Origin of the sequence: Candidatus Mycobacterium wuenschmannii (assembly GCF_030252325.1) — a bacterium.
Lineage (GTDB): Bacteria > Actinomycetota > Actinomycetes > Mycobacteriales > Mycobacteriaceae > Mycobacterium > Mycobacterium wuenschmannii.
This window is the reverse complement of the sequence record NZ_CP126981.1, coordinates 1460903-1485326: the sequence shown is the minus strand read 5'-3', so window position 1 is coordinate 1485326 and position 24424 is coordinate 1460903. Positions and strand designations below refer to the sequence as shown.

Here is a 24424-nt window from a genome sequence, read left to right as displayed (position 1 = left end):
TCAGGCCCGCACCGCCAGCAGCACCGCGGCCAGCATCGTCGTCAGTTCGATTGCGGCGCCCAGCACGTCGCCGTTGACGCCGCCGAACCGGCGCACGCAGTGCCGGACCAGCAGCACCGACGCGAGGACGGCCACCAGCACCGCCGCCGGACCGTGCCATAGCTGGCGGCCCGCCACCGCCGACGCGGCCAGCAACGCGACAATCCACGCCCCGGCCACCACCGTCGGCTGGCCGCCGACCACACCGGCACCGAGCGCGCTACCCGACGCGGCGGGCAGTCCGCGGCGGCAGGCCAGCACCGCCGCGGACCGGCCCGCCGTCACCGCGACTGCGATCTCGGCCGGGCGGAGCGCCGAAAACGCCAGTCCCTGAACGGCGATCACGACCACGATGGCGGCGACGCCGAACGGACCCGTCGACCCGTCGCGCATCACCTGCAGTGCGCGTTCGGGTGGTCCGTAACAGCCCAGGCCGTCGGCGGTGTCGGCGAGCCCGTCGATATGCAGGCCGCGGGTCGCGATCAACAGCACGGCCACCGCGAGCAGGCCGGCCAACGGACTGCCCGCACCGAACGCCCACCAGCCGGCCGCCGCGACGGCGGCGGCAAGCCCGCCGAGTGCCACGCCGACCACCGGTAGCGCCGTCATCGCGCCGCGGCCGAACGGGTGATGGCCGGGCATCGGCGCGACCGTTTCGAACGCGAAAGCCGCTGCCAGCGAACGGATCACGGCAGGCGGTCGGTGACGTTGGCGGCGTCGAAGGTGGCCATCGACGCCAAGGTGGCCACCGCCGCCCGCAGCACCGGCACTGCGACCGCGGCGCCAGTGCCTTCGCCCAATCGCATCTTCAGGTCGACGATCGGGTCCAGGCCGAGTTGCGCCAGCGCGAGCGTATGCGCGGGTTCGGTGGAGCGATGGCCGGCCTGCCACCACAGCCGCGCGCCCGGCGCCAGCTGCTCGGCGATCAACGCGGCAGCGGTTACCACCATGCCGTCCAGCAGCACGGGTGTGCGCCGCACCGCGGCCTGCGCGCAGAACCCGGCGATGGCCGCCAGATCGGCTCCGCCGCAACACTGCAACGTCGCAACCGGGTTGGCCAGCACATGCTCGGCCCGAAACAGGGCGTCGCGAACGGCCGCGGTCTTACGGGCCCAGCCGGCGTCGTCGATCCCGGTCCCGTAGCCGACCGCGGCGACGGGTTCGACACCCGTCAGCGCTGCCACCAGAACCGTTGCCGCCGTGGTGTTTCCGATGCCCATGTCGCCGGCGATCAGGAGGTCGGCGCCGGCGTCGACCTCCTGATCGGCGATCTGGCGGCCGGCGTCGATCGCGTCTCGGGCCTCTCGTTCGGTGAGGGCGTCCTGCACGCTGATGTCGCCGCTGCCGCGGCGGACCTTGAACGCGCCGATCTGGGGCGTCAACGGCTCGGCGTCCACCGCAACGTCGACGACCCGCACGCCTGCCCCGGCGATGTCGGCCAGCACGTTGATGGCCGCGCCGCCGGCATCGATATTGGCGACCATCTGCGCGGTGACCTCGGGGGGATAGGCCGACACCCCGGACGCCGCGACGCCGTGATCGCCGGCGAACACCACGATCCTGGGGCGCTCGAATTGCGCTGGCGGGCACTGCCCTTGGCAGGAGGACACCCAGATCGACAGGTCCTCCAGTCGGCCCAGTGCGCCGCGCGGTTTGGTCAGCGTGTCCTGGCGGGCGCGCGCGGCCGCGGCCGCGGCGGTGTCGGGCGGAGCCACCGGTGCGAACATCGTCATGCTCCGGGGTTCTTGATCGGCAGTGGCTGGCCGGCGACGACCAGAACCACCCGCTCGCAGAGCGCCCCGAGTCGCTGGTTGAGGGTGCCCAATTCGTCGGCGAACCGGCGGCCTGATGCGGTCGCGGGATGGACGGTGAGCCCCACCTCCGGGCTGACCAGCACCAGCGGTGCGGTGAAATCCGCTACGGCCGTGGTCAATTCGTCGACATCGGCCGAGATCGACCCGCCCTCCCAGGCCTGGCGGCGGTCCAGCACCGCCGTCAGCCAGCCGCCGATGTCGTCGATCAGCGTCGCGGTATCCGGCGAACGCGTCAATTGGTCTGTCACGTCACCGGTTTCGATCGTCGACCAGTGTGACGGTCGCCGCTCGCGATGAGCGGCCACCCGGTCCCGCCAGGACCCGTCCGACGAGTCGGTCGCGAGACCGGTGGCCACGTAGTGCACGGGCCGGCCCGCGTCCAGCGATTCGACGATGGCGGCTTCGGCCCACCGCGATTTTCCTGACCTGATTCCGCCCAGCACCAGGGTTCGCACTAGTCGACGGTGGCGCCGTGCTTGACCTGGGGTCGCGGCGCCCGCATCCGGCGCAGCTGCGAGGCCCGGCTGGTCGCGTAGAGGCCGAGCTTCCAACGGCTTTCGGTGTCTTCCGGGAACTTCTCGTCGACCAGCCGGGACACCTTGCGGCCCAGAATGATTCCGTCCAGCGCCATCACGGTCATCAGGACCAGCATCGCGGGAGAAACCCAGAACTGGAGCTGGGGAACGGCGAACATGAAAAACATCAGCCCGAGCGCCGAAGGCATGAACAGGCCCAGCACATTGCGCCGCGAGTCGACGATGTCGCGAATGTAGCGCCGCACGGGTCCCTGGTCGCGGGAGAGCAGATAGCGCTCGTCACCGTTCATCATCCGTTCGCGGCGCTCGTTCATGGCGGCACGGCGCACGGTGCTCTGCTCTTTGCGTTCCCGGCGGCTGAGTTTGGGGCCGGCCAGTGACTTACGCCGAGCCCGGGCCTCCGATGAGGTCATCGGCGCCGGCGCTACCGGACCCTTACGCCCGGCGTCGCGCCGTGGCGTGGGCCGGCCCTTGGGCGCGGTGGTCTGCGACGTGCGGGCCGCGGGCGGGTCGACGGCTTCCACCGTCGGCGAGACCTCGCCACGGTCCTCGTCCTTGTTACGACCCAGCAGCTTCACGCCCGCCAGGTTACTTCGCGGCGGGGCGGTCAGGAAAACGGTGGGGCCTGGCCCAGGCCTTACTGTTGCTGGCATGACCGGGCCGGCACACCCCGCGCCGGCCCTGCGGCTGCTGATCGCCCCGGACAGCTTCGGTGACACGCTGACGGCGGTGCAGGCCGCCGCGGCGATCGCGGCAGGGTGGAACCGGGTGCGTCCCGGCGACCGGATCATCGTCGCGCCACAGTCCGATGGCGGGCCGGGCTTCGTCGACGTCCTGGCCGGCCGGCTCGGGGAGCGCCGCCAGACCCGAGTGCGCGGCCCGCTTGCCGACGACGTCTCCGCCGAGTGGGTGCTGGACCCCGCGTCGCGGACCGCCTACCTGGAGGTTGCGCAGGCCTGCGGCCTGGACCTGCTCGGCGGGCCAGCGACGCCGCAGACCGCGCTCGCGGCGCACAGCCGCGGTGTCGGCCAGCTCATCGCTGCCGCGCTGGAAGCGGGCGCGGCCCGCATCGTCGTCGGGCTGGGCGGCTCGGCCTGCACCGACGGCGGTCGCGGCCTAATCGACGCGCTCGGCGGCCTGCCGGCGGCACGTCAACTTCTCGACGGAGTCGAGCTGATCGCCGCCTGCGACGTGGAGCACCCGCTGTTGGGCCCGTGGGGCGCGGCCCGGGTGTTCGGGCCGCAGAAGGGCGCGGACGCCGCAACGGTGGCCGCGCTCGACGAGGGTCTCGAGCGGTGGGCCGCCGAACTGGACGCCGCCGCCGGGCGGCCGATCAGCATCGAAAAGGGTGCCGGGGCGGCCGGTGGGATCGGCGCGGCGCTGCTCACGCTGGGCGGCCGCTGCGAGTCGGGCGCGTCGATCATCGCCGCGCACACCGGCCTGGCCGCGGACCTGGCCGCGGTCGACCTGGTGATCACGGGGGAGGGCAAGTTCGACGAGCAGTCCCTGCGCGGCAAGGTGGTCGGCGCCTTGGCGCGGTCGTCGCCGGTGCCGGTCGTCGTGCTGGCCGGGCAGGTCGAGTTGGACGAGGCGACGTTCCAGGCCGCCGGCATTCTGGGCGCCGCGGGTGTTTCCGATCACGCCGGATCGGTGCGGCTGGCCCAGGCCGACGCCGCCAACCAGCTGATGGGACTGGCCTCCGACGTCGCGGCAAGGCTCGGGAATAGCGGCGCGACAAGGTACCTTTGAGGAGGTGGGTTGCGACGCGAGAGCGCACCCATCCGAATACGAGGACTTACAGGGAGAAGCAATGACTGTTCAGGACGAGTCAACCGCCACCACCCATGGTGTGATCCTGACCGACGCCGCCGCCACCAAGGCCAAGTCACTGCTGGACCAGGAAGGGCGCGACGACCTGTCGCTGCGGATCGCGGTCCAGCCCGGGGGATGCGCCGGCCTGCGCTACAACTTGTTCTTCGACGACCGGGCGCTCGATGGCGACCTCACCGCCGATTTCGGCGGCGTGACGCTGACCGTCGACCGGATGAGCGCGCCGTACGTCCAGGGCGCCTCGATCGACTTCGTCGACACCATCGAGAAGCAGGGCTTCACGATCGACAACCCGAACGCCACCGGCTCGTGCGCCTGCGGCGACTCGTTCAACTGACGTCTCAGTACATACCCGCGCTGTGCAGCACGTAGGAGCACACCAGTATCTGGCCGTGCTGGCTCAGTAGCTGCGCTATGCCCTGCACCTCGCTGCGGGCGCTACTGCCGGTCGACGGCTGCACCCGCATGCTGAACAGCACCTGGGCCTGATAGTCCGACCAGTAGACGATCTTGTCGATCGACGACACCTTGGCCTCGGAGAACTGCTTGCGGAACGCGTCACTGCTGAGTTTGGCGACGGCCTGATCGGATCTGCGGTCGCGGACCGCGTCGTAGATGCCGCACAGGGAGTGCCGGGCGACCGTCTCGACGTCTCGGTTCTCCAACGCGTCCAGGTAGCCCTGAATCGCCGTCTTCGCCGTCGCCTCGGAGAACGCCGCCGACGGTGCCGCCGGCGGTCGGTGCGAGGCGTAGAGAACGCCCGCGGTGGCCACGGCGATCACCAGCAGCACCACCAGCAACCCGACGAGCAGCCATCGCCGCCGGGGCTTCGGGTAGGGCAGTGGCGGTGGGCCCGGGTAGAGCGCGGCGGGCGGCGGCGCGAAGGCCGGCGGCGCGGGAATCGGCTCGCTCGGATGGCTGTCGGAAAACGGCGGTCCATCGGAGCCCGCGCGGCGGTCCGAAGAGTACGGGCCGGGCATAACGGGCTCTCCTCTGACGGCGGAGGTTGTCCTACGGAGGCTAGCGGGCGTCGGCCCACGGTGCAGAGGCGACCATAGCCCCAGGTACGCTCAGCTAGCCGAATTTTGGACTTTGAAGGGGTGGGATTTTCGTGACGATCGCGGTAACCGGTTCTATTGCCACTGACAATTTGATGCGGTTCCCGGGCAAGTTCTCCGAACACCTGCTGGCCGAACACCTGGAGAAGGTGTCGCTGAGCTTCCTGGTCGACGACCTGGTGATCCACCGGGGAGGCGTCGCCGGAAACATCGCCTTCGCGATCGGCGTGCTGGGCGGCGACGTGGCCCTGGTCGGCGCCGCCGGCGACGATTTCGTCGGCGACTACGGCAAGTGGCTGCAGTCGCACGGTGTGAACACCGACCACGTGCTGATCTCGAAATCCGCTCACACCGCGCGATTCGTCTGCACCACCGACGAGGACATGGCGCAGATCGCCTCGTTCTACCCGGGCGCGATGTCCGAAGCCAGCAACATCAAACTCGCCGACCTGGTGTCGTCGCTCGGCAAGCCGGACCTGGTGATCATCGGCGCCAACGACCCGGCCGCGATGGTCGTGCACACCGACGAATGCCGCTCGCTCGGCCTGCCGTTCGCCGCCGACCCGTCGCAGCAGCTGCCGCGGCTGTCCGGCGAGGAGATCGACAAGCTCGTCGACGGAGCCGAGTACCTGTTCACCAATGACTACGAATGGGAACTGCTGCAGTCCAAGACCGGCTGGACCGAGGCCGACGTGGCCAAGAAGGTCGGCCTGCGGGTGACCACGCTGGGCGCCAAGGGCGTCGACATCGTCGACAAGGATGGCGGCACGCTGCACGTCGACGTCATCCCCGACGCCAACCCGGTCGACCCGACCGGCGGCGGCGACGTGTTCCGCGCCGGCTTCCTGACGGGTCGCAGCGCGGGCCTGAGCCTGGAGCGCTCTGCGCAGCTGGGTTCGTTGGTTGCCGTGCTGGTGCTCGAGTCGACCGGCACCCAGGAGTGGAAGTGGGACGCGGCGGCCGCCAAGACCCGGCTGGCCAAGGCCTACGGCGACGACGCCGCGAACGAGATCTCGGCCATCCTGAAGTAGCGAGCGCTACAGCTCGACGGGGTACACCGGCTCGCTGATCTGCGGCACCACCCGGTGCTCGACGAAGATCGCGTGCCACAGCATGAAGATCAGCACGGTCCACAGTCGACGGCTGTGATCGGTTGTGCCAGTGCGGTGTTCATCGAGCATCCGGAGCACGGCCGCGCGGTCGATCAGATGGTCGGTGCCCGACGCGTCGACGGTCTCGTGCGCCCACTCCAGTAGCGGGCCGGCCCGCAGCCAGTGCCGGATCGGCACCGGGAAGCCGAGTTTCGGGCGGTTCAGCACATGCGGCGGGACGATCGGCTCCAACGCCCGGCGCAGCGCGTACTTCGTGGTGGTGCGAGTGATCTTGGCGTCCACCGGCAGCCGGGACGCGACGGCGAACACCTCGGGATCCAGGAACGGCACCCGCAGTTCCAGCGAGTTGGCCATGGTCATCTTGTCGGCCTTGACCAGGATGTCGCCGCGCAGCCAAGTGAACAGGTCGATGTGCTGCATCCGCGCGACCGGGTCCCAGTCGGCCGAATCGGCGTACACCGATGCCGTGATGTCGGTGTGCGTCCACTCCGGCCGAAAACCGGCCAGCACGTCGCGCAGTTGCGCATCGGAGAAGCTGCGGGCGTTGCCGTAATAGCGCTCCTCGAGCGTCAGCGATCCGCGGTGCAGCAGGCTCTTGCCGCGCATGCCCTCCGGCAGCGGCTTGGACACCCTGCCCATCGACCGCCGGAGCGGGCGGGGAAGATAGTCGAAAGGCTTGAGCGACAACGGTTCCCGGTAGATCGTGTACCCGCCGAACAACTCGTCGGCGCCTTCGCCGGACAGCACCACCTTGACGTGCTTGCGCGCTTCTCGGGCCACGAAGAACAACGGAACCAGCGCCGGGTCGGCCACCGGTTCGTCGAGATACCAGACGATTTCGGGCAGCGCCCCGACGAACTCGTCGGGGGAGACCACCTTGGCGATGTGCCGGGCGCCGATCGCCTCGGCCGACGCCACCGCGACGTCGACCTCGGAAAAACCCTCGCGCTCGAAGCCGGTGGTGAAGGTGATCAGGCGCGGGTTGTGCCGGATCGCCAGCGCCGCGATCGCCGTGGAGTCGATGCCTCCGGACAGGAACGCGCCGACGGTGACGTCCGCCCGCATGTGCTTGGCGACCGAGTCCTCCAGAACCGCGGTGATCTCGTCGTATCGGGCCTGCTCGGACCCCTTGGTGAAGGGCACCGAGGCGAATCGCGGGGCGAAGTAACGGGTGGTCACCGGCGCCTGGCCGGGTCGGATCCGGGCGTAGCAGCCCGATTCCAAGCGGCGCACGCCCCGATGCAGCGTCTCGGGTTCGGGCACGTATTGCAGCACCGTGTAGTGCTGGACGGCGCGCTCATCGATGCTGGTGTCGAAGCCCACCAGGTCGGCCAGGTCCAGCAGGCATTTCTTCTCGCTGGCCACCGCGGTGCCGCCAGTGCCGGTCGCCACGAACAGCGGCTTGATGCCGAAAGGGTCGCGCGCACAGAATAATTCGCCGGTGGCGGTGTCCCACAGCGCGAAGGCGAACATGCCCCGCAGTCGCGGCAGGGCGTCGGCGCCCCAGTAGTGGTAGGCCGCGACGACGGCTTCGCCGTCGCCGTCGGTGGCGAACACGGCCCCGTGCTGCTCGGCGAGTTCGGCGCGCAATTCCAGGTAGTTGTAGATCTCGCCGTTGAACACCAACTCGTAGCGGTCGGGGCTGTCCGGTGGGCCCCAGCGCAGCGGCTGATGCGAGTGCGCGATGTCGATGATCGACAGGCGGTTGAAGCCGAATACGACGGTTCCGGCGGGGTCGTGCCAGGTGCCCGGCTCGTCCGGTCCGCGGTGCCGCATCAGGTGCGCTGCCTGCGCGATGGCCTCGGCCGCGGCGTGCGCGTCGGTGCCGGGCTCGGCGCCGGCCGGGGCAGCCACAAAGGCCAGCAGTCCACACATCGCGAATCAGTATGCCGCAAGCGCCGACCGCTCAGAGATGCCGCATAAAAAGCGGCGGGCCTGCACACGGGTCCGCTGCGTGCGTGGTCTACGCTGCGTAGTATTCGACGCGCGAGTCAGCCGACAGTCCCCAATGGTCGGGGACGTTCGACGTCGATCCAGCTTGTGATTCAGGGAGGCGCGACCGTGACATCTCGCGGGCCAGGTTGTTCGTCCCGTCGGCTTCGCCGGCCTGCCGTGATGGGCCTGCTCGGCCTGTTGGCGGTCAGCCTCAGCGGCTGCAGTTGGTCCCACGCCCTGGCGTTGGGCTGGCCGAACGGCATCACCGAGGAAGGCGCCTGGAACCGGCAGCTGTGGATCGGTTCCGTGATCGCGGCGCTGGTGGTCGGCGGCGTCGTCTTCGCGTTGATGTTCTGGGCGACGATTTTCCACCGCAAGAAGGCCACCGACACCGAGCTGCCCCGCCAGTTCGGCTACAACATGCCGCTGGAGCTGGTGCTCACCGTCACACCGTTCCTGATCATTTCGGTGCTCTTCTACTTCACCGTGGTGGTGCAGGAGAAGATGCTGCACCTCGACCCCAATCCTGAAGTCCGGATCGACGTCACCTCCTTCCAGTGGAACTGGAAGTTCGGCTACCAGTCGATCGACTTCAAGGACGGCACGTTCAAGTACGACGGCGCCGACGCGGCGAAGAAGGCCGCGATGGTTTCCAAGCCCGAGGGCAAGGACAAACACGGCGAAGAGCTGGTCGGTCCTGTTCGCGGGCTGAACACCGAGGACCGCACCTACCTCAACTTCGACAAGGTCGAGACGATCGGAACCAGCACCGAGATTCCGGTCCTGGTGCTGCCCGCCGGCAAGCGGATCGAATTCGAATTGGCCTCGGCCGACGTGATCCACGGCTTCTGGGTGCCGGAGTTCCTGTTCAAGCGCGACGTGATGCCCGATCCGGCGGCCAACCACTCGGTCAACCGCTTCCAGGTCGAGAAGATCGAGCGGACCGGCGCGTTCGTCGGTCGCTGTACCGAAATGTGCGGCACCTATCACTCGATGATGAACTTCGAGGTCCGGGTGGTTCAGCCCAACGACTTCAAGGCCTACCTGCAGCAGCGGATCGCCGGGAAGACCAACGCCCAGGCGTTGCAGGCCATCGCGCAGTCTCCGGTCGCCGTCACCACCCACCCGTTCGACACCCGTCGCGGCGAGATGGCGCCGCAGGCGAGTAAGTAGGGATAGCCCATGCACATCGAAGCCCGGTTGTTCGAGTTCATCGCCGCGTTCTTCATCTTCTGCACGGTGCTCTACGGGGTACTGACCAGCGTGTTCGCCACCGGCGGCATCGAGTGGGCCGGAACCACCGCGTTGGCCCTGACCAGCGGACTGGCGCTGATCATCGCGACCTTCTTCCGCTTCGTCGCCCGGCGGCTCGACACCCGCCCCGAGGACTACGAGGGCGCCGAGATCAGCGACGGAGCAGGCGAACTGGGCTTCTTCAGCCCGCACAGCTGGTGGCCGATCCTGATCGCGCTGTCCGGTTCGGTGGCGGCAGTCGGCATCGCCCTGTGGCTGCCCTGGCTGATCGGCGCCGGCGTGGTCTTCATCCTGAGCTCAGCGGCCGGTCTGGTCTTCGAGTACTACGTGGGCCCCGAGAAGCACTAGGGACGCACCTGACGGCTGTGGCGGTTAGGTCACAATCCGGGCATCAGTTGATCGGCGACCAGGTCGCCCGGAATGTCGTACGGGATCGGGTTGGGTAGGGTTTTCCGAGGCACATTGAGGAACATCGGAGTGCGCACCCGAAGACAGCACCGCGGTGCCGTGACGACCGATGCAGTAGTCGAACAGGACAGACGATCATGAGCGGGCCGAATCCACCTGGACCGGAGTCCGAAGAGCTGGAGCCCGGCGTCGAAGCCAGCCACGAGGGCGGCGAATTCGACGGTGGCGACGGCGATTTCGGTGCGGGCTCGGCGGGGGAGTCCGAGCCGGGCAGCGAGACCGGCCAGACCGACGTCTACTCGCGGGCCTACTCGGCGCCGGAGTCCGAGCACATCAGCAGCGGGCCGTATGTGCCGGCCAACCTCGACCTCTACGACTACGACCACTACGACGACGCGGCGCCGCACGAGGCGGAGGAGAAGACCGCGCGCTGGCCGTGGATCGTCGGCGTCGCCGCGATCGTCTCGGCGATAGCTCTGGTCGTCTCCGTGTCATTGCTGTTCGCGCGCAACGACACCACGAAGCTGGCCACCCCCAGCACGCCGTCGTCGTCGATCCCGCCGATTCAGGACGAGATCCCCAGCTCGAAGACCCGACCCGCGCCGCCGCCGTCGTCGTCGTCCAGTGAGGCGGCGCCCCCACCGCCGCCGTCGAGTGAGCAGTCTCCGCCGCCACCGCCTCCGGCTTCATCGCCGGAACCGGCACCCGCTCCCGCGCCCGCCCCGGCACCCGCCCCGGCCCCGGCGCGGCCCCAGCGCCGGCCGGACCCAAGCAGTACACGTACTCGGTGACCGGCACCAAGGCGCCGTTCGACCAGATCACGATCACCTACACCGACGCGTCGGGGATGCGGCGCACGCTGTCCAACGTCTACATCCCGTGGACCATTACGCTCACTCCGATTTCGGCTTCCGACGTCGGCTCGATCGAGGCGTCCAGTCTGCTGCGGCTGAGCAAGCTCAACTGCAAGGTCACCGCCGGCGACGGAACGGTGTTGTCGTCCAACGAGAACAACCAGCCGCAGGTCAACTGCTGATGGTCGACCGGTATACGCAAGCTTGGGGCGGCCGGGGCAAGGTCGACGCCGTCACCTCCGACCGCATCCTGGTCGGCGGCTGCGCGGCCGTCTGGCTGGCACTGGTGGGGATGAGCGTCGCGGCGTTGGTCGCGCTCATGGACCTGGGTCGCGGCTTTCACGCCGCCAAGGGCAACCCGCACACCTCGTCGGTGCTCTACGCGATCATCGTAATCTCCGCGCTGGTCATCCTGGCCGCGATCCCGATGCTGTTGCGGGCGCGCCGGATCAGCCGGGAGGCACCCGTCGCCCGGCCGGCCAGCCGCACGGTGAGCGCCCGTTCGATCCGGTCCGGACCGATGGCCGGGGTGAACCACGGCGCCACCGAGCGCCTCACCACCCAGCGGCCGGCGCTGGCGGATGCCGAGCTGGACCGGTTCTGGTTGCGTGGCACGGCCTCGCTGATGGCCGCCATGGGTGGGGCTCTGCTTGCGGTCGCGACGGCGACGTACGCGATGGCGATCGGCCACGACGCGTTCTCATGGACCGGCTACGCGATCGCTGGTGTCGTCACGCTGGCGATGCCGCTGGTGCCCTGGCGGCAGGTGCGTCACCTGCGCGATCTGCTCGGCTGATCATCTGCGCTCCGGTCACCCGGCCGGACCCCACAAACGACTGATCCCCGCTCCGTTTCCGAAGCGGGGATCAGCTGTAAGTCGTTCTAGTGGTGACCGTTGGTGGAGCCGTGGCCGTTCGTCGAACCATTGCCGTTGCTGCCACCCTGGCGGTCGCGCAGAGCGGTCAGCGAGCGCTGGTGCGACGCGTGGGCGGCCTCGGTCAGCGCGTCGGCCTCTGCCGGCGGATCGGCGTAGAGGAAGCTGCCCGATCCCGGAGCGCCGCCGGAGCCGAGCTTGTTCATCTTCACCGGTAGCGCGGCGCCCTGGTACTCCAGCGGGATGGGGTGGCCGTGGTCGTCGACCGGGCCCAGCGGCTGGTGCAGCTCGATGTAGGCACCGTGCGGCAGTCGCTTGATGATGCCGGTCTCGATGCCGTGCTCGAGGATGGCCCGGTCGCTGCGCTGCAACGCGACGCACCACCGATAGGTGACGAAGTAGACGATCGGCGGTAGCGCGACCATGCCGATGCGGCCGATCCAGGTCGTCGCGTTCAGCGAGATGTCGAACTTCAGCGCGATGATGTCGTTGATCGACGACAGCGTCAACACCATGTAGAACGCGATGGCCATGGCGCCGATCGAGGTCCGCACGGGGACGTCCCGCGGCCGCTGCAACAGGTTGTGGTGGGCGCGGTCACCGCTGAACCGTTTCTCCAGGAACGGATAGACAATCAGCAGCGCGAAGATCCCCAACATGAGCGTCCCGACCGCAACCGTCGCGGGGATGGTGTGGTGGAAGAAGTAGAACTCCCACGCCGGCCAGAGCCTGGCCAACCCGTCGGGCCACATCATGTAGAAGTCCGGTTGCGAACCGGCCGACACCTGAGAAGGCTTGTAGGGACCCAAGTTCCAGATCGGGTTGATCTGCAGCAGGCCGCCCATCAGGCCGAGGATGCCGGTGGTGAAGGCGAAGAAAGCACCCGACTTGACCGCGAACACCGGCATGACGCGCACGCCGACGACGTTGTTCTCGGTCCGGCCGGGACCGGGGAACTGGGTGTGCTTCTGGAACCACACGAACGCGAGGTGTAGGCCGATCAGCGCCAGGATGATGCCCGGCAGCAGCAGGATGTGGAGGCCGTACATCCGGGGCACGATGTAGCCCGCCGTTGCGCAATCGTTGCCGGCGCCACCGCAGGGGAAGTCGCCGCCGAACAGCGCCCAGTGCAACCAGGTGCCGACCACCGGCATACCCAAGGTGATCGACGAGAGCGCCGCGCGCAGGCCGATGCCGGACAGCAGGTCGTCGGGCAGCGAGTAGCCGAAGTAGCCCTCGAACATGGCCAGGATCAGCAGCAGCGAGCCGATCACCCAGTTCGCCTCACGGGGTCGGCGGAACGCGCCGGTGAAGAAGACCCGGGCCAGGTGCACCATGATCGACGCGGCGAACAGCAGCGCGGCCCAGTGGTGGACCTGACGGACGAACAGGCCGCCCCGAACCTCGAAGCTGATGTCGAGGGCCGACGCGAACGCCTTCGACATCTCCACACCACGCAGCGGCTGATAGACGCCGTTGTAGGTGACTTCCTGCATCGAGGGGTCGAAGAACAGCGTCAGGTACACGCCGGTGAGCAGCAGCACGATGAAGCTGTACATGGCGATCTCACCGAGCAGGAAAGACCAGTGCGTGGGGAAGACCTTGTTGAGCTGGCGCCGCGTCGCGGCCGCCAAGTGGTATCGCGAGTCGACGGCATTGCCCTGACCGGCCAACACGTCGGCGACTTTCGGTGGTCTCAGTTGTGGACTCATGTTGTGGTGCGCTCCCAAAATGCCGGACCGACGGGCTCGATGAAGTCGCCGTTGGCTACTAAATACCCATCGGCGTCGATTGTTATGGGTAGTTGGGCCAGAGCACGCGCGGCCGGGCCGAAAATCGGCTTCGCGTAGTGCAGGGCGTCGAACTGCGACTGGTGGCACGGGCACAGGATTCGATAATCCTGCTGCTCGTACAGCGACGCGGGACAGCCCAGGTGCGAGCACACCTTCGTGTAAGCGAACAGCTCACCGAAGTTGAAGCTCTCCTGGCCCTTGCGCTTGACCACCTTCGGCAGGTCGGCGGACTTGATGCGGATCAGCATCACCGGATTGCGGACGGCGGACAAGATCAGGGTCATCTTCTCGTGCGACTCCACCGTGGTGCCGTCGCCGTCGGATTCGCGCCACGGAAAGACCGTCTCCATGCCGCCTGCGTCCAGGTCCTCGGGACGCATCTTGATGAACGGCGATCCCGAGCCCTGACCGGTGGCGCGGGCCAGGAAGATCGTCTCGCCGTGGAAACGAGGCGTCCAGCCCGAGGTCCACAACACGGCTTTCTTGCCGTCGGCGGTCTGCACCACCGGTTTCCACGGGTTCTTGATCAACCCGCCGGCAAACGCGACGAGGGTGCCCAACCCGAAGGCGCCGAGGCCCGCACCGAGCGACAGCCCGATCAGCTTGCGCCGACGCAGCGTCGAACCCTGGAACGCGTCGTCCAGGTTCGCGGCGGCCGTCTTGCGGTCGATCTCGTCCGACCCGGCCTCGCCGAAGTGACGGTCCTGGATCGAAATCTCTTCGGGGATGAACTTTTTCTGGAACAGCACCGCACCGATCGCGATGCACAGCACCGACCCACCGAAGGTCAAGCCGTACAACGGAGTCGCCAGCGAGTAGGCCAGGTTTCCCGCGGACCCTTCCGGCTGGTATTCCCACGGCCAGAACAGGAAGACCAGCAGCAGGGCCAGGCCCAGCAAACCGCCGAGCAGCAGCCAGACGGCCACCTGACGCTCGGCGCGCTTCTCGGCCTTGGTGCCCTCGACCGGCCAGCGCGGCTCCTTGAAGACGGTTTCGACACCGTCGAGGCGCCCGCCGAGCGCGACGAGTTCTTCCCGCGACATCGCGTTCAGTTCGGCCTCGGTGGGCCGAGTGCTCTTCTGCTCATCCGTCATGATCGCGCCCCAATCCACAGCGCCGCGCCGATGAGCACGACCATCCCGACGATCCACGCCACCATGCCCTCGGGCGCGGGTCCGAAGCCGCCCAGGCCGCTACCGCCCTGCGGCAGGGTCTCGGTCATGTTCTTCACGTAGGCGATGATGTCCTTCTTGGCGTCAAACGAGAGTTGCCGGTCGGAGAATTTAGGCATGTTCTGCGGCCCGGTGCGCATCGCGGACAGGATCTGCTGCTCGTTGGCCGGTTCCAGCGGGGGCGCGAACTTGCCGGAGGACAGCGCGCCGCCCTTACCCGTGAAGTTGTGGCATGACGCGCAGTTGAGCCGGAAGAGGTCACCGCCGCGGCCCAGGTCGTCGCCGCGCAGCGACTTCATTTCGAGGCTGCCGTCGGCGTTGCGCTCGACGGTCGGTCCGCCGCCGTTGGCCTGCACGTAGGCGCCGAGCGCGTCGACCTGCGCCTCGTCGAAGATCGGCTGCTTGCGCTGGGCTTGCGCCTCGCCGCGCATCGCGGGCATCCGACCGCTGGAGACCTGGAAGTAGATCGCGGCCTCGCCGACGCCGATCAGGCTGGGCCCGCGGTCCGGCACGCCCTGCAGGTTGGCGCCGTGGCAGGTCACGCACGAGGTGTCGAAAAGCTGCTTGCCCGTGCGCAACAGCGCCGAGGACGACTCGTCGGCGACCGCCACCTGCGGGCTGGGGGTCAAGACGGCCGCGAGTCCACCGGCGACCACCAGGGCCAGCACCAGCAGCAGTCCGGCCGACAACCGGCGACGCAGGCGGCGCCGCGCCCGGTCACTCAGCGACCGGTTCATCCCCAGTTTCTTCAACCGAGCACTCCTGTTCTTTCCGCTGCTGGTCATCGGATGAAATAGATCGTGGCGAACAGCGCGATCCAGACGATGTCGACGAAGTGCCAGTAGTAGGAGACGACGATCGACGCGGTGGCCTGGGCTGGGGTGAACTTGCTCATGGTGGTGCGCGCCAACAGGAAGATGAACGCGATCAAACCGCCGATGACGTGTAGCCCGTGGAATCCGGTGGCCAGATAGAACACGCTGCCGTAGGCGCTGCCCGGAATGGTGGTCCCGTGGGTCATCAGGTGGTGGTATTCGTAGGCCTGCCCGAGGACGAAGAACAACCCCATCCCGAAGGTGAGCAGGTACCAGCGGCGCAGCCCGAACACGTCGCCGCGTTCGGCCGCGAACACCCCCATCTGGCAGGTGAACGACGACGCGATCAGCACCAGCGTCACCGGCACCGCCTGGTACAGGTTCAGCTCGGTCGGCTTCGGTGGCCACACGCCGGCGGCCTGGGCCCGCGCGGTGAAGTAAAAAGCGAACAGCCCAGCAAAGAACATCAGCTCGCTGGAAAGCCACACTATGGTGCCAACACTGACCATGTTCGGGCGATTGAGCGAATGCACTCGCGCCGTGATTGCTGTACCCGAGGTCCCTACCGCACTCGTCACATCCGCAAGTATGACGCTTTGTAGTTGTCGGTCTCTACCCGGGGCCGCAATTTGGCGTGCGAAATTCACGTCTATTCGGCGTCCACGCCCGGTTGTCCCTGCCGGCGGGTCACCGTGGGACGATTTTCGGTGTGGCGGCGTCATCATCCGGGCCCTCTGAGCAGTCGCTCTCATGGCCGCTCGTCCTCGAATCCCTGACCGCCGGGCGGGATCTGCCGCGCGGCCAGGCCGGCTGGGCGATGGAGCAGATCATGTCCGGCGCGGCGACGCCGGCGCAGCTGGCGGCCTTCGCCGTCGCGATCACGATGAAGGCGCCGACGTCGGCCGAGGTCGGCGAGCTGGCCGACACGATGCTGCAGCACGGCCGTCGGCTGCCCACCGAGACGATCGGGACCGACGCGGTCGATGTGGTCGGTACCGGCGGTGACGGCGTCAGCACGGTCAACCTGTCCACGATGGCGGCGATCGTGGTGGCGGCCAGCGGAATCCCGGTGGTCAAGCACGGCAACCGGGCGGCGTCGTCGCTGGCCGGCGGGGCCGACACCCTCGAAGCCCTCGGCGTACGCATCGACCTCAGCCCCGACCAGGTCGCGCGCAGCGTCACCGAGCTCGGCATCGGGTTCTGCTTCGCACCGCAGTTCCACCCGTCGTACCGGCACGCGTCGGTGGTCCGCCGTGAGATCGGTGTGCCGACCGTCTTCAATCTGCTTGGGCCGCTTACCAATCCGGGCCAGCCGCGCGCCGGGCTGATCGGCTGCGCGTTCGCCGACCTGGCCGAGGTGATGGCCGGGGTGTTCGCCGCGCGGCAGTCCAGCGTGCTGGTGGTGCACGGCGACGATGGGCTCGACGAGCTGACGACGACCACCACCAGCACCATCTGGCGCGTGCAGGCGGGCACGGTGGACACGCTGAAGTTCGACCCCGCCGGATTCGGGTTCGCACGCGCCGACATCGACGAACTCAAGGGCGGCGACGCGACGGCCAACGCGGCCTCGGCGCGCTCGGTGCTGGCCGGCACGGCCGGCCCGATGCGCGATGCCGTGATCCTGAACGCGGCGGGCGCGATCGTGGCTCATGCCGGGCTATCCAGCCGCGCCGAGTGGCTGCCGGCGTGGGAGGACGGGCTCGGCCGCGCCGCCGAGGCGATCGACAGCGGGGCGGCCGAACAGCTGCTCGCGCGTTGGGTGCGGTTCGGTCAGCAGCTCTGAGTCGTACTCGGTGACGGCCTGTTCCGCCGCCACCCGCGCCGACCGGGCCGCCGCGGCCCACTGGGCCCACGGGCCCGCCGAGTGCAACGGCGAACACCACCCCCGCTCGCCGGCCGTCCGGACGACCCGCACGCCCTCGCCCGCCAGCCAGCGCGCGATCAACGCCGTCTCCTCGACCAGCGCACCGCCCAGCGGCGCGTCCTGCGGCAGGATCACCTGCGCGCCGGCCGTGATCGCCTCGACAACCGGCATCGGCGGCACGCCGCGGCGCGCGAGGCCGGCCGCCGCGAGCTGCCCGTGCCGGACGACGGCGAGCTGCCAGCCGCCCTGCCCGTCGGGCGCGGCGGCCACCAGCTCCGGCACCGCGGCCAGCGCGCGCAGTCGCTGACCGCGCCACAGCACCTGCGCGGCGTCGACGGTGTGATCGCGCAACCGGGCGGCGCTCTCGTAACGCTGGCGGCCGGCCAGCTCGGCGATCCGCGCGGCGGCCGCCGCCAGCGCCGAGTTCTGCAGCCCGTCGACCAGCGCTGCGGCGGCGTCCACCACCGGGCGGTACCGCGTCGCGTCGACATCACGGGTGGCGGGGCACGGCGACACCTCGTGCAGCGGGCAGGCCGGCCCGTGCAGCGCCGCTCGGGCCAGCCGCCGGGTGCAGGTGCGCACGCCGGTGAAACGGGCCAGCAGAGCGGCGGTGTCGACGGCGTCGGCGCGCGAGCGGAACGGGCCGATCGCCCGGTCGTGCCGCGGCGTGCGCACCACCGAGAAGCGCGGGAACGCCTCGTCGCTCAACACCACCCACCACCAGCGCTGCGGGAATTTCGAGCGCCGGTTGTAGGGCGGCGCATGCGCGCTGAGCATCCGCAACTCCCGCACGCCGGCCTCGAGCGCGTGTGCACACTCGACATGCTCGACCCGGGTGGCCAGCGCGACCATCTCCTTCATCCGGGTCCGCTGATCCGAGCCGTTGAAGTACTGACTCACCCTGCGCCGCAAGTCGATTGCGGTGCCGACGTAGAGCACCTCGTCGGACGGGCCGTGGAACAGGTAGATCCCGGGCCGGCGGGGAAGCCGCTCGGCGAACACCCGCTTACGGCGTTGCGCCGGAGGCACATTCGGCAGATAGGACCGCAGCTCGGCGTAGCTGTGCACGCCCTGGTTGCCGACCCGTTCGATCAACGCGTGCAGCACCTCGACTGTGGCCCGCGCGTCGTCGAGTGCGCGGTGGGTCGGCTCGTTGGCCACCGCGAACAACCGCGCCAGCGCCGCCAGTCGCACGCTGGGCGCCTCTTCGCGGGTCAGGACGCGGCGGGCCAACTGCACGGTGCACAGCGTCTGCGGCCGCGCCCACCGGATGCCGCACCGATCGGCGGCGGCGCGCAGAAAGCCCATGTCGAAACGGGCGTTGTGCGCGACCAGCACTGCGCCCCGGGCGAACTCCAGGAACATCGGCAGCACCCCGGCGATCGTCGGTGCATCGCACACCATCGCCGTGGTGATGCCGGTCAGCTGGACGATCTGCGGGGGGATGCTGCGCTGCGGATCGACCAGGGTGGCGAACTCGCCGAGGACGACGCCGCCGCGGACCTTCACCGCGCCGATCTCGGTGATGGCATCGGCCACCTTGCCGTCCCGGCCGTTCATGCGGCCGCCAGTGGTCTCCAGGTCGACGACGACGAAAGTCGTTTCGCGCAGCGATATTTCGGTAGCAGCGTCCAGGTCGGGGAGGCTAAGTTGCTCTGCTGTGGGCGCGCCCATGGCGGCGACGTTAACCGCCCGCACCGACACCGTGCCGGCGGCGAGCCGGAAAACTTGTCGGTGCCCGCGGTTAGCGTCCCGGACATGAAAGAAAGGAGCAGCCAAGATGGCGCTCAACAGCGAGCCTGACTGGGCGGCGGTGGCTCCGCCCGCGTCGACAGAACCCGTGGTCATCGACTGCGACGACTGCGCGGTCCGCGGTCCCGGCTGCCACGACTGTGTCGTCAGCGTGATACTCGGGGTACCGGAAACTTTGCTGGAGGACGAGCGGGCTGCGCTCGACGTGCTTGCCGAGGCAGGGATGGCGCCGCGCCTGCGGTTGGTGCCCATTCACCGGCACCGTCCGGGCGTGGCCTAACGGCGTTAGCACCAAATCTTGCTGTTTTCTTAATAACTGACAGTTGGACAACCCCGGAGCCGTTTCGTAACCTATCTGAGACCTAAAGCAGATCCGGCCGTCGCGCCGACGCGTTTTAAGGATTCAAGGTTTTGCGAAAAAGGCTCAGCGGTGAACGCGTTTCTTTGCGCGTCGCTCAGCGCTTGTCCATCGGAGCGCTAGCCGGACTCGTGGCTCTGTCTGCGGTAACCGCCAGTGACGTGGCGGCCGACCCGGCCAACGACGCCATGGCCAAGCTCAACGAGCTGTCCCGGCAGGCCGAGCAGACCACCGAGGCGATGCACAGCGCCCAGTTGGACCTCAACAACAAGCTGGCCGCGCAGAAGACCGCCGACACGAAGCACACGGACGCCGTCGCCGCGGCCGACGCCGCCAAGACGCGGCTGGCTACCTTCCAGACCGGTGTCGACAAGTTCGCCGCAGCGATGTACATGGGCGGCCGCACCGACGGCATGAACGCGATCATGACCGCCGAGTCCCCGCAGCAGCTGATTGGCAAGCTGGCCGTGTCGCGGGTGATCTCCACCGCGATGCTGGCGCAGATGGCCACCTACCGCGCCACCCGCGAGGAAGCCGCCAAGGCCGAGCAGGAGTCCTCGAAGTCCGCCGCCGAGGCTAAGACCGCGGCCGAGCAGGCCGCCTCCGTTCGCGCGAACCTCCAGTCCAAGCAGAGCCGCCTGCAGCTGCAGATCGGCATCGTCAAGTCGCAGTACCTGGCGCTCAGCCCCCACGACCGCACCGCGCTGGCCGCTCCCGGGCCGCCTCCGCCGCCCGCCGCCCTGGCCGCCGCCGCGGCCCCAGCTCCGGAGGCGTTGCCGCCGGGTGGTGGGCAGGGTGCGCCCGGACCGGGCGCCGGGCCGGGCAGTGGCCAGGGCCAGATCGCGGTCCAGGCCGCGCTGACGCGGGTCGGCGACCCCTACTCGTGGGGTGGCGCATCGCCCGGCGGCTTCGACTGTTCGGGCCTGGTGATGTGGGCGTTCCAGCAGGCCGGCATCGCGCTGCCGCACTCCAGCCAGGCGCTGGCGCACGGAGGACAACCGGTGTCGCTGTCCGACCTGCAGCCCGGCGACGTGCTGACTTTCTACTCCGACGCCTCCCACGCGGGCCTCTACATCGGCGACGGCATGATGATCCACTCGTCCACCTACGGTGTGCCGGTGCGGGTGGTCCCGATGAACTCCTCCGGCCCGATCTACGACGCCCGCCGCTACTAGGGCGGGCCGCTGGCTGCTGGCCGTTCTGCTGGCCGAGTTGGTCGGCGGCTCCCTTGCGGCCACCGGGCCGCGCCATGACGCCCCGCCGATCCGCGGCACCGCCGTCGGCGACCGCACGCTGCGGGTCACCAACCTCGGCGGACCCCGCGAGCAGGCCCTACTGACGCGCATCACCGCCGACCTCGGCCCGGCCGTCGAGGCCGTCGACACGTTCTGGGGGGCCGACTGGCCGCGCGACATCGACATCGTGGCGACCGGCTCTCAGCAGCAGTTCGAGGCGAGCGCCGGTGGCGGGCCGTCGGCTCAGTGGGCCGACATCGCCGCGATCGCCGTCGCCGACCGGGTCGACCCGGCCACCCGGACCGCGCGCGGTCAGCGGATCGTCTTCGCCCCCGGGGCCGCCGACATGACGACACGCTCGCTACGAATTGTGTTGACCCACGAGCTTTTTCACTACGCCGCCCGGGCTGACACCGCGGTCGACGCACCCCGCTGGCTGACCGAGGGGGTGGCCGACTACGTCGCACGCCCGCACGCCCCGCCACCCGACGGCACGCCGCCCACCGCGCTGCCGTCCGACGCCGACCTCGACGACCCGGGGCCGCGGCGCTCGCAGGCCTACGACCGGGCCTGGCTGTTCGCGCTGTTCGTTGCCGACACCCGCGGCGCGCCCGCGCTGCGGAAGCTCTACGTCGCCGCCTGTGGCCACCGGCACACCAGCCTGCCGGTGGCACTGCGCGACGTGCTCGGGGCGGAAGACATCCTCGCCGCCTGGCAGCGCTGGCTTACCCGCTAGCCTTCCTACGTGTCTCGGGTCCTGCTGGTAACCAACGACTTTCCGCCGCGTCGCGGCGGGATCCAGTCGTATCTGGTCGATCTGGTGACCCGGTTGGCCGAGGCGGGAGAGCACACGTTGACCGTGTACGCGCCGCAATGGAAGGACGCCGATGCCTTCGATGCGAAGGCCGGATACCGCGTCGTGCGTCATCCCGGGACGCTGATGCTGCCCGTGCCGACCGTCGACGGCCGGATGCGCCGCCTGATCGCCGAGCACGACGTCGACACGGTCTGGTTCGGTGCCGCCGCGCCGTTGGCTCTGCTGGCCGGGCGGGCCCGGCAGGCCGGTGCTCGGCGGGTGCTGGCCAGCACGCACGGCCACGAGGTGGGCTGGTCGATGCTGCCGGGCGCACGGTCGGTGCTGCGCCGCATCGGCGACGACTGCGACGTCGTCACCTACGTCAGCGACTACACGCGTGGCCGGTTCGCCTCGGCGTTCGGGCCCACGGCCGCCCTCGAACACCTGCCGCCCGGCGTCGACACCGAACGCTTCCGGCCCGACCCGGCCCGCCGCACCGAGATGCGCACCCGCTTCGGGCTGGGTGAACGACCGACGGTGGTCTGCCTGTCCCGGTTGGTCCCGCGTAAGGGGCAGGACATGTTGATCCGGGCCCTGCCGGAGATCAGGAAGCGGGTGGACGGCGCCGCGCTCGTCATCGCCGGCGGCGGCCCCTACCTGGACACGCTGCGCGGGCTCGCCGATCAGGTGGGCGTCAGCGAGCATGTGACGTTCACCGGCGGGGTGCCGTCCGCCGAGCTGCCCGCGTATCACGCGATGGCCGACGTGTTCGCGATGCCGTGTCGCACCCGCGGCGCCGGGCTCGACGTCGAGGGGCTCGGCATCGTGTTCCTGGAAGCCTCGGCCACCGGGGTTCCGGTGATCGCCGGGTCATCCGGGGGAGCCCCGGAAACGGTGCAGCACAACAAGACTGGACTGGTGGTGGACGGCCGGAAGGTGGCGCAGATCGCCGACGCCGTCAGCGATTTGCTGGCCGACCGGGACCGCGCTGCGAAGATGGGCGCCGCGGGACGGGAATGGATCACCGCACAGTGGCGGTGGGACGATCTGGCCGGCCGGTTGTCCGGCCTGATCCGCGGCTAATCCTTGGCGTAGATCGCCTCGATGTCGCCGGCGAACTTCTCGGCGACCACCTTGCGCTTCACCTTCATCGTCGGGGTCAACTCGCCGGTGTCCTCGGTGAAGTCGACGGGCAGGATGCGGAACTTGCGGATCGACTCCGCATGCGACACAGCCAGATTCGCCTGTTTGACAGCCGTGTCCACCTCGGCGAGCAGATCGGGGTCTCCTGCCAGATCGCCGACCGACGCACCCGCGGGCTTGCCGTTGCGCTGCTTCCAGCCCTCGATGGCCTCGGGGTCGATGGTGATCAGGGCGCCGACGAACGGCTTCGCGTCGCCGACCACCATCGCCTGGCTGATCAACGGGTGCGCGCGCAGCTGGTCCTCCAAAACCGCTGGGGCGACGTTCTTTCCGCCCGCGGTGACGATGATCTCCTTCTTACGACCGGTAATCGACAGGAAACCGTCCGCGTCGACCGCGCCCAGATCGCCGGTCTTGAACCAGCCGTCCTCGAAGGACTCGGCGGTGGCCTGGTCGTTGTGCCAATAGCCGTGGAACACCACCCCGCCGCGCAACAGCAACTCGCCGTCGTCGGCAATCCGCATACTGTTGCCCGGCACCAACTTTCCGACCGTGCCGATCTTCAGCGCCCCCACCTGGTTGACGGTGATCGCCGCGCTGGTCTCGGTCAGGCCGTAGCCCTCGTAGACGGTCAGGCCGACGCCGCGGTAGAAGTGACCCAGCCGCGCACCCAACGGCGCGCCACCGGAGACCGAGGCGTGGCAGTTGCCGCCCAGGGCGGCGCGCAGCTTGTGGTAGACGAGCTTGTCGAACAGTGCGTGCTTGGCGCGCAGCAACAGACCCGGGCCGCCCTTGTCCTGGGCCTCGCTCCAGTCGACTGCGGTCTGGGCGGCGGCCTCGAAGATCCGGCCCTTGCCGTCGCTGGCCGCGTTCTGCGCGGCGGTGTTGTAGACCTTCTCGAACACGCGGGGGACCGACACTACGACCGTCGGCTTGAACACCCCGAACATCGGCACGAGATTCTTGATGTCACTGGTGAATCCGACGACGACCTTGTTGTGGAACGCGCACAGCGTCAGCGCGCGGGCCAGCACGTGAGCCAGCGGCAAGAAGATCAGCAGCCGCTCGCCCTTCTTCAGCAGCGTCGGCAGCACCTCCTTGGTGCCGCGCGTCTCGTAGACCAGGTTTGCGTGCGTCAGCTGGCAGCCCTTCGGCCGGCCGGTGGTGCCCGAGGTGTAGATCAGGGTGGCGGGGTCGCTGCTGCGCAACGCCTCGACGCGCGCGGTGAGTTCGGCCGGGTCGACCGACGCGCCGTCCTGCTCGAGTTGCTCGAGGGCCTTCGGGCCCGCGCCGTCGATGTGCAGGACGCGTTTGAGTTCGGGCAGCTCGCCGGCGAGTTCGGAGATGATCGTTGCGTGCGCGTCGGTTTCGGCGAACGCGAGCACGGCGGCGGAGTCGCTGAGTACCCAGCGCACCTGCTCGGCCGACGACGTCTCGTAGATCGGGACGGTGACGGCGCCCGTCGCCAGGATGGCCTGGTCGAGGATCGCCCACTCGTAGCGGGTGGCCGAGAAGATCGCCACCCGGTCGCCGGAGCGCACCCCCTGCGCGATCAAACCCAGTGCGGTCGAGCGGATTTGGGCCGCCGCCTGGGCGCAGGTGACGTCGGTCCACACACCGTCGACCTCGCGTTGATAGATCACCGCGCTCGGGTCGTCGCGCTCGTGCTCGAAAACCGTGGACACGATGTTGTCGTGCTCGCCGACCGTGAACTCGGCGGGAACGGATAATTCGCGCACTCTGGCGACCTCGCTTCGGTGGGTTTCGGCAAACAAGCGA

At 69.1% G+C, this 24424-nt stretch carries 22 protein-coding genes and 2 pseudogenes; 12 read left to right on the top strand and 12 right to left on the bottom strand.

From position 1 onward, the window contains the following. Genes PT015_RS07190 through PT015_RS07175 form a run of 4 tightly spaced genes read right to left on the bottom strand, consistent with a single transcriptional unit; the run spans position 1 to position 2913 of the window. Entirely contained in the window at positions 1 to 729 is a 729-nt protein-coding gene (locus tag PT015_RS07190) for an adenosylcobinamide-GDP ribazoletransferase (protein ID WP_285189874.1), read from the bottom strand. Beyond that, positions 726 to 1772, bottom strand: a complete 1047-nt coding sequence (gene cobT / locus PT015_RS07185; protein WP_285189873.1) for a nicotinate-nucleotide--dimethylbenzimidazole phosphoribosyltransferase — start codon at positions 1770 to 1772, stop codon at positions 726 to 728. The genes PT015_RS07190 and cobT overlap by 4 nt, the downstream gene beginning before the upstream one ends. Next, entirely contained in the window at positions 1769 to 2308 is a 540-nt protein-coding gene (locus tag PT015_RS07180; RefSeq protein WP_285189871.1) for a bifunctional adenosylcobinamide kinase/adenosylcobinamide-phosphate guanylyltransferase, read from the bottom strand. Before PT015_RS07180 ends, cobT begins: the two co-directional genes overlap by 4 nt. Further along, positions 2308 to 2913: a DUF3043 domain-containing protein gene (locus PT015_RS07175; protein ID WP_285190984.1), complete on the bottom strand. Its 606-nt coding sequence runs from the start codon at positions 2911 to 2913 to the stop codon at positions 2308 to 2310. The genes PT015_RS07180 and PT015_RS07175 overlap by 1 nt, the downstream gene beginning before the upstream one ends. Before the next feature lie 157 nt (positions 2914 to 3070). Here PT015_RS07175 and PT015_RS07170 point away from each other — a divergent pair, with 157 nt between their 5' ends. Both PT015_RS07170 and PT015_RS07165 read left to right on the top strand, forming a co-directional pair. Next, positions 3071 to 4138, top strand: a complete 1068-nt coding sequence (locus PT015_RS07170; protein ID WP_390888005.1) for a glycerate kinase family protein — start codon at positions 3071 to 3073, stop codon at positions 4136 to 4138. Positions 4139 to 4199: 61 nt separating this feature from the next. Then, on the top strand, positions 4200 to 4556 hold the full coding sequence (locus PT015_RS07165) for a HesB/IscA family protein (protein WP_285189867.1): 357 nt from the start codon (positions 4200 to 4202) through the stop codon (positions 4554 to 4556). Positions 4557 to 4560: 4 nt separating this feature from the next. Here PT015_RS07165 and PT015_RS07160 read toward each other — a convergent pair whose 3' ends face one another. Beyond that, positions 4561 to 5199, bottom strand: a complete 639-nt coding sequence (locus PT015_RS07160) for an Rv0361 family membrane protein (protein WP_285189866.1) — start codon at positions 5197 to 5199, stop codon at positions 4561 to 4563. Between the two features lie 131 nt (positions 5200 to 5330). Here PT015_RS07160 and PT015_RS07155 point away from each other — a divergent pair, with 131 nt between their 5' ends. Next, the gene (locus PT015_RS07155; protein WP_285189865.1) at positions 5331 to 6308 is read left to right on the top strand and encodes a carbohydrate kinase family protein; all 978 of its coding nucleotides are present in this window, start codon (positions 5331 to 5333) and stop codon (positions 6306 to 6308) included. Between the two features lie 6 nt (positions 6309 to 6314). Here PT015_RS07155 and asnB read toward each other — a convergent pair whose 3' ends face one another. Beyond that, positions 6315 to 8264, bottom strand: a complete 1950-nt coding sequence (asnB, locus tag PT015_RS07150; RefSeq protein ID WP_285189863.1) for an asparagine synthase (glutamine-hydrolyzing) — start codon at positions 8262 to 8264, stop codon at positions 6315 to 6317. A 240-nt stretch (positions 8265 to 8504) separates the two neighbouring features. On the opposite strand from asnB, the gene ctaC reads away from it, so the two are divergent. From ctaC to PT015_RS07130, 4 genes and pseudogenes are all read left to right on the top strand, one after another. Further along, positions 8505 to 9497, top strand: coding sequence for an aa3-type cytochrome oxidase subunit II (gene ctaC / locus PT015_RS07145; RefSeq protein ID WP_285189862.1), 993 nt, complete (start codon positions 8505 to 8507; stop codon positions 9495 to 9497). Positions 9498 to 9506: 9 nt separating this feature from the next. Next, entirely contained in the window at positions 9507 to 9926 is a 420-nt protein-coding gene (locus PT015_RS07140; protein WP_285189860.1) for a cytochrome c oxidase subunit 4, read from the top strand. Positions 9927 to 10123: 197 nt separating this feature from the next. Next, positions 10124 to 11022, top strand: a pseudogene (locus PT015_RS07135) (MmpS family transport accessory protein). Continuing rightward, positions 11022 to 11636: a DUF2561 family protein gene (locus tag PT015_RS07130; RefSeq protein WP_285189859.1), complete on the top strand. Its 615-nt coding sequence runs from the start codon at positions 11022 to 11024 to the stop codon at positions 11634 to 11636. Before PT015_RS07135 ends, PT015_RS07130 begins: the two are co-directional and overlap by 1 nt. An 86-nt stretch (positions 11637 to 11722) precedes the next feature. Here PT015_RS07130 and qcrB read toward each other — a convergent pair whose 3' ends face one another. From qcrB to ctaE, 4 genes are read right to left on the bottom strand one after another with little or no spacing between them, the layout of a single operon-like run. Then, a complete protein-coding gene (gene qcrB / locus PT015_RS07125; protein ID WP_285189857.1) occupies positions 11723 to 13426 on the bottom strand; it encodes a cytochrome bc1 complex cytochrome b subunit in 1704 nt (567 codons plus the stop codon). Then, complete coding sequence (gene qcrA, locus PT015_RS07120; RefSeq protein ID WP_285189855.1) at positions 13423 to 14601, bottom strand: cytochrome bc1 complex Rieske iron-sulfur subunit; 1179 nt, start codon at positions 14599 to 14601, stop codon at positions 13423 to 13425. Before qcrA ends, qcrB begins: the two co-directional genes overlap by 4 nt. After that, the gene (qcrC, locus tag PT015_RS07115; RefSeq protein WP_390888004.1) at positions 14598 to 15431 is read right to left on the bottom strand and encodes a cytochrome bc1 complex diheme cytochrome c subunit; all 834 of its coding nucleotides are present in this window, start codon (positions 15429 to 15431) and stop codon (positions 14598 to 14600) included. Before qcrC ends, qcrA begins: the two co-directional genes overlap by 4 nt. 29 nt (positions 15432 to 15460) lie before the next feature. Continuing rightward, on the bottom strand, positions 15461 to 16072 hold the full coding sequence (gene ctaE / locus PT015_RS07110) for an aa3-type cytochrome oxidase subunit III (protein WP_285189851.1): 612 nt from the start codon (positions 16070 to 16072) through the stop codon (positions 15461 to 15463). Between the two features lie 131 nt (positions 16073 to 16203). Here ctaE and trpD point away from each other — a divergent pair, with 131 nt between their 5' ends. Continuing rightward, complete coding sequence (gene trpD / locus PT015_RS07105) at positions 16204 to 17280, top strand: anthranilate phosphoribosyltransferase (RefSeq protein WP_285189849.1); 1077 nt, start codon at positions 16204 to 16206, stop codon at positions 17278 to 17280. On the opposite strand, the pseudogene PT015_RS07100 reads toward trpD, so the two are convergent. Beyond that, a pseudogene (locus PT015_RS07100) lies at positions 17218 to 19035 on the bottom strand (DEDD exonuclease domain-containing protein); the annotation flags it as partial. The gene trpD and the pseudogene PT015_RS07100 sit on opposite strands and share 63 nt — an antisense overlap. A gap of 106 nt (positions 19036 to 19141) precedes the next feature. On the opposite strand from PT015_RS07100, the gene PT015_RS07095 reads away from it, so the two are divergent. From PT015_RS07095 to PT015_RS07080, 4 genes are all read left to right on the top strand, one after another. After that, on the top strand, positions 19142 to 19393 hold the full coding sequence (locus tag PT015_RS07095; RefSeq protein ID WP_285189847.1) for a hypothetical protein: 252 nt from the start codon (positions 19142 to 19144) through the stop codon (positions 19391 to 19393). Between the two features lie 131 nt (positions 19394 to 19524). Next, on the top strand, positions 19525 to 20646 hold the full coding sequence (gene ripC / locus PT015_RS07090) for a peptidoglycan hydrolase RipC (RefSeq protein WP_390887949.1): 1122 nt from the start codon (positions 19525 to 19527) through the stop codon (positions 20644 to 20646). 37 nt (positions 20647 to 20683) lie between these two features. Beyond that, positions 20684 to 21442, top strand: a complete 759-nt coding sequence (locus PT015_RS07085; protein WP_390887948.1) for a hypothetical protein — start codon at positions 20684 to 20686, stop codon at positions 21440 to 21442. Positions 21443 to 21451: 9 nt separating this feature from the next. Then, positions 21452 to 22585 carry a glycosyltransferase family 4 protein gene (locus PT015_RS07080; RefSeq protein WP_285189846.1) on the top strand — a complete coding sequence of 378 codons (1134 nt, stop codon included), beginning with the start codon at positions 21452 to 21454 and terminating at the stop codon, positions 22583 to 22585. Here the strand turns inward: PT015_RS07080 and PT015_RS07075 are convergent. Next, a complete protein-coding gene (locus PT015_RS07075; RefSeq protein ID WP_285189845.1) occupies positions 22582 to 24384 on the bottom strand; it encodes an AMP-dependent synthetase/ligase in 1803 nt (600 codons plus the stop codon). The genes PT015_RS07080 and PT015_RS07075 overlap by 4 nt on opposite strands. Positions 24385 to 24424: the final 40 nt, after the last annotated feature.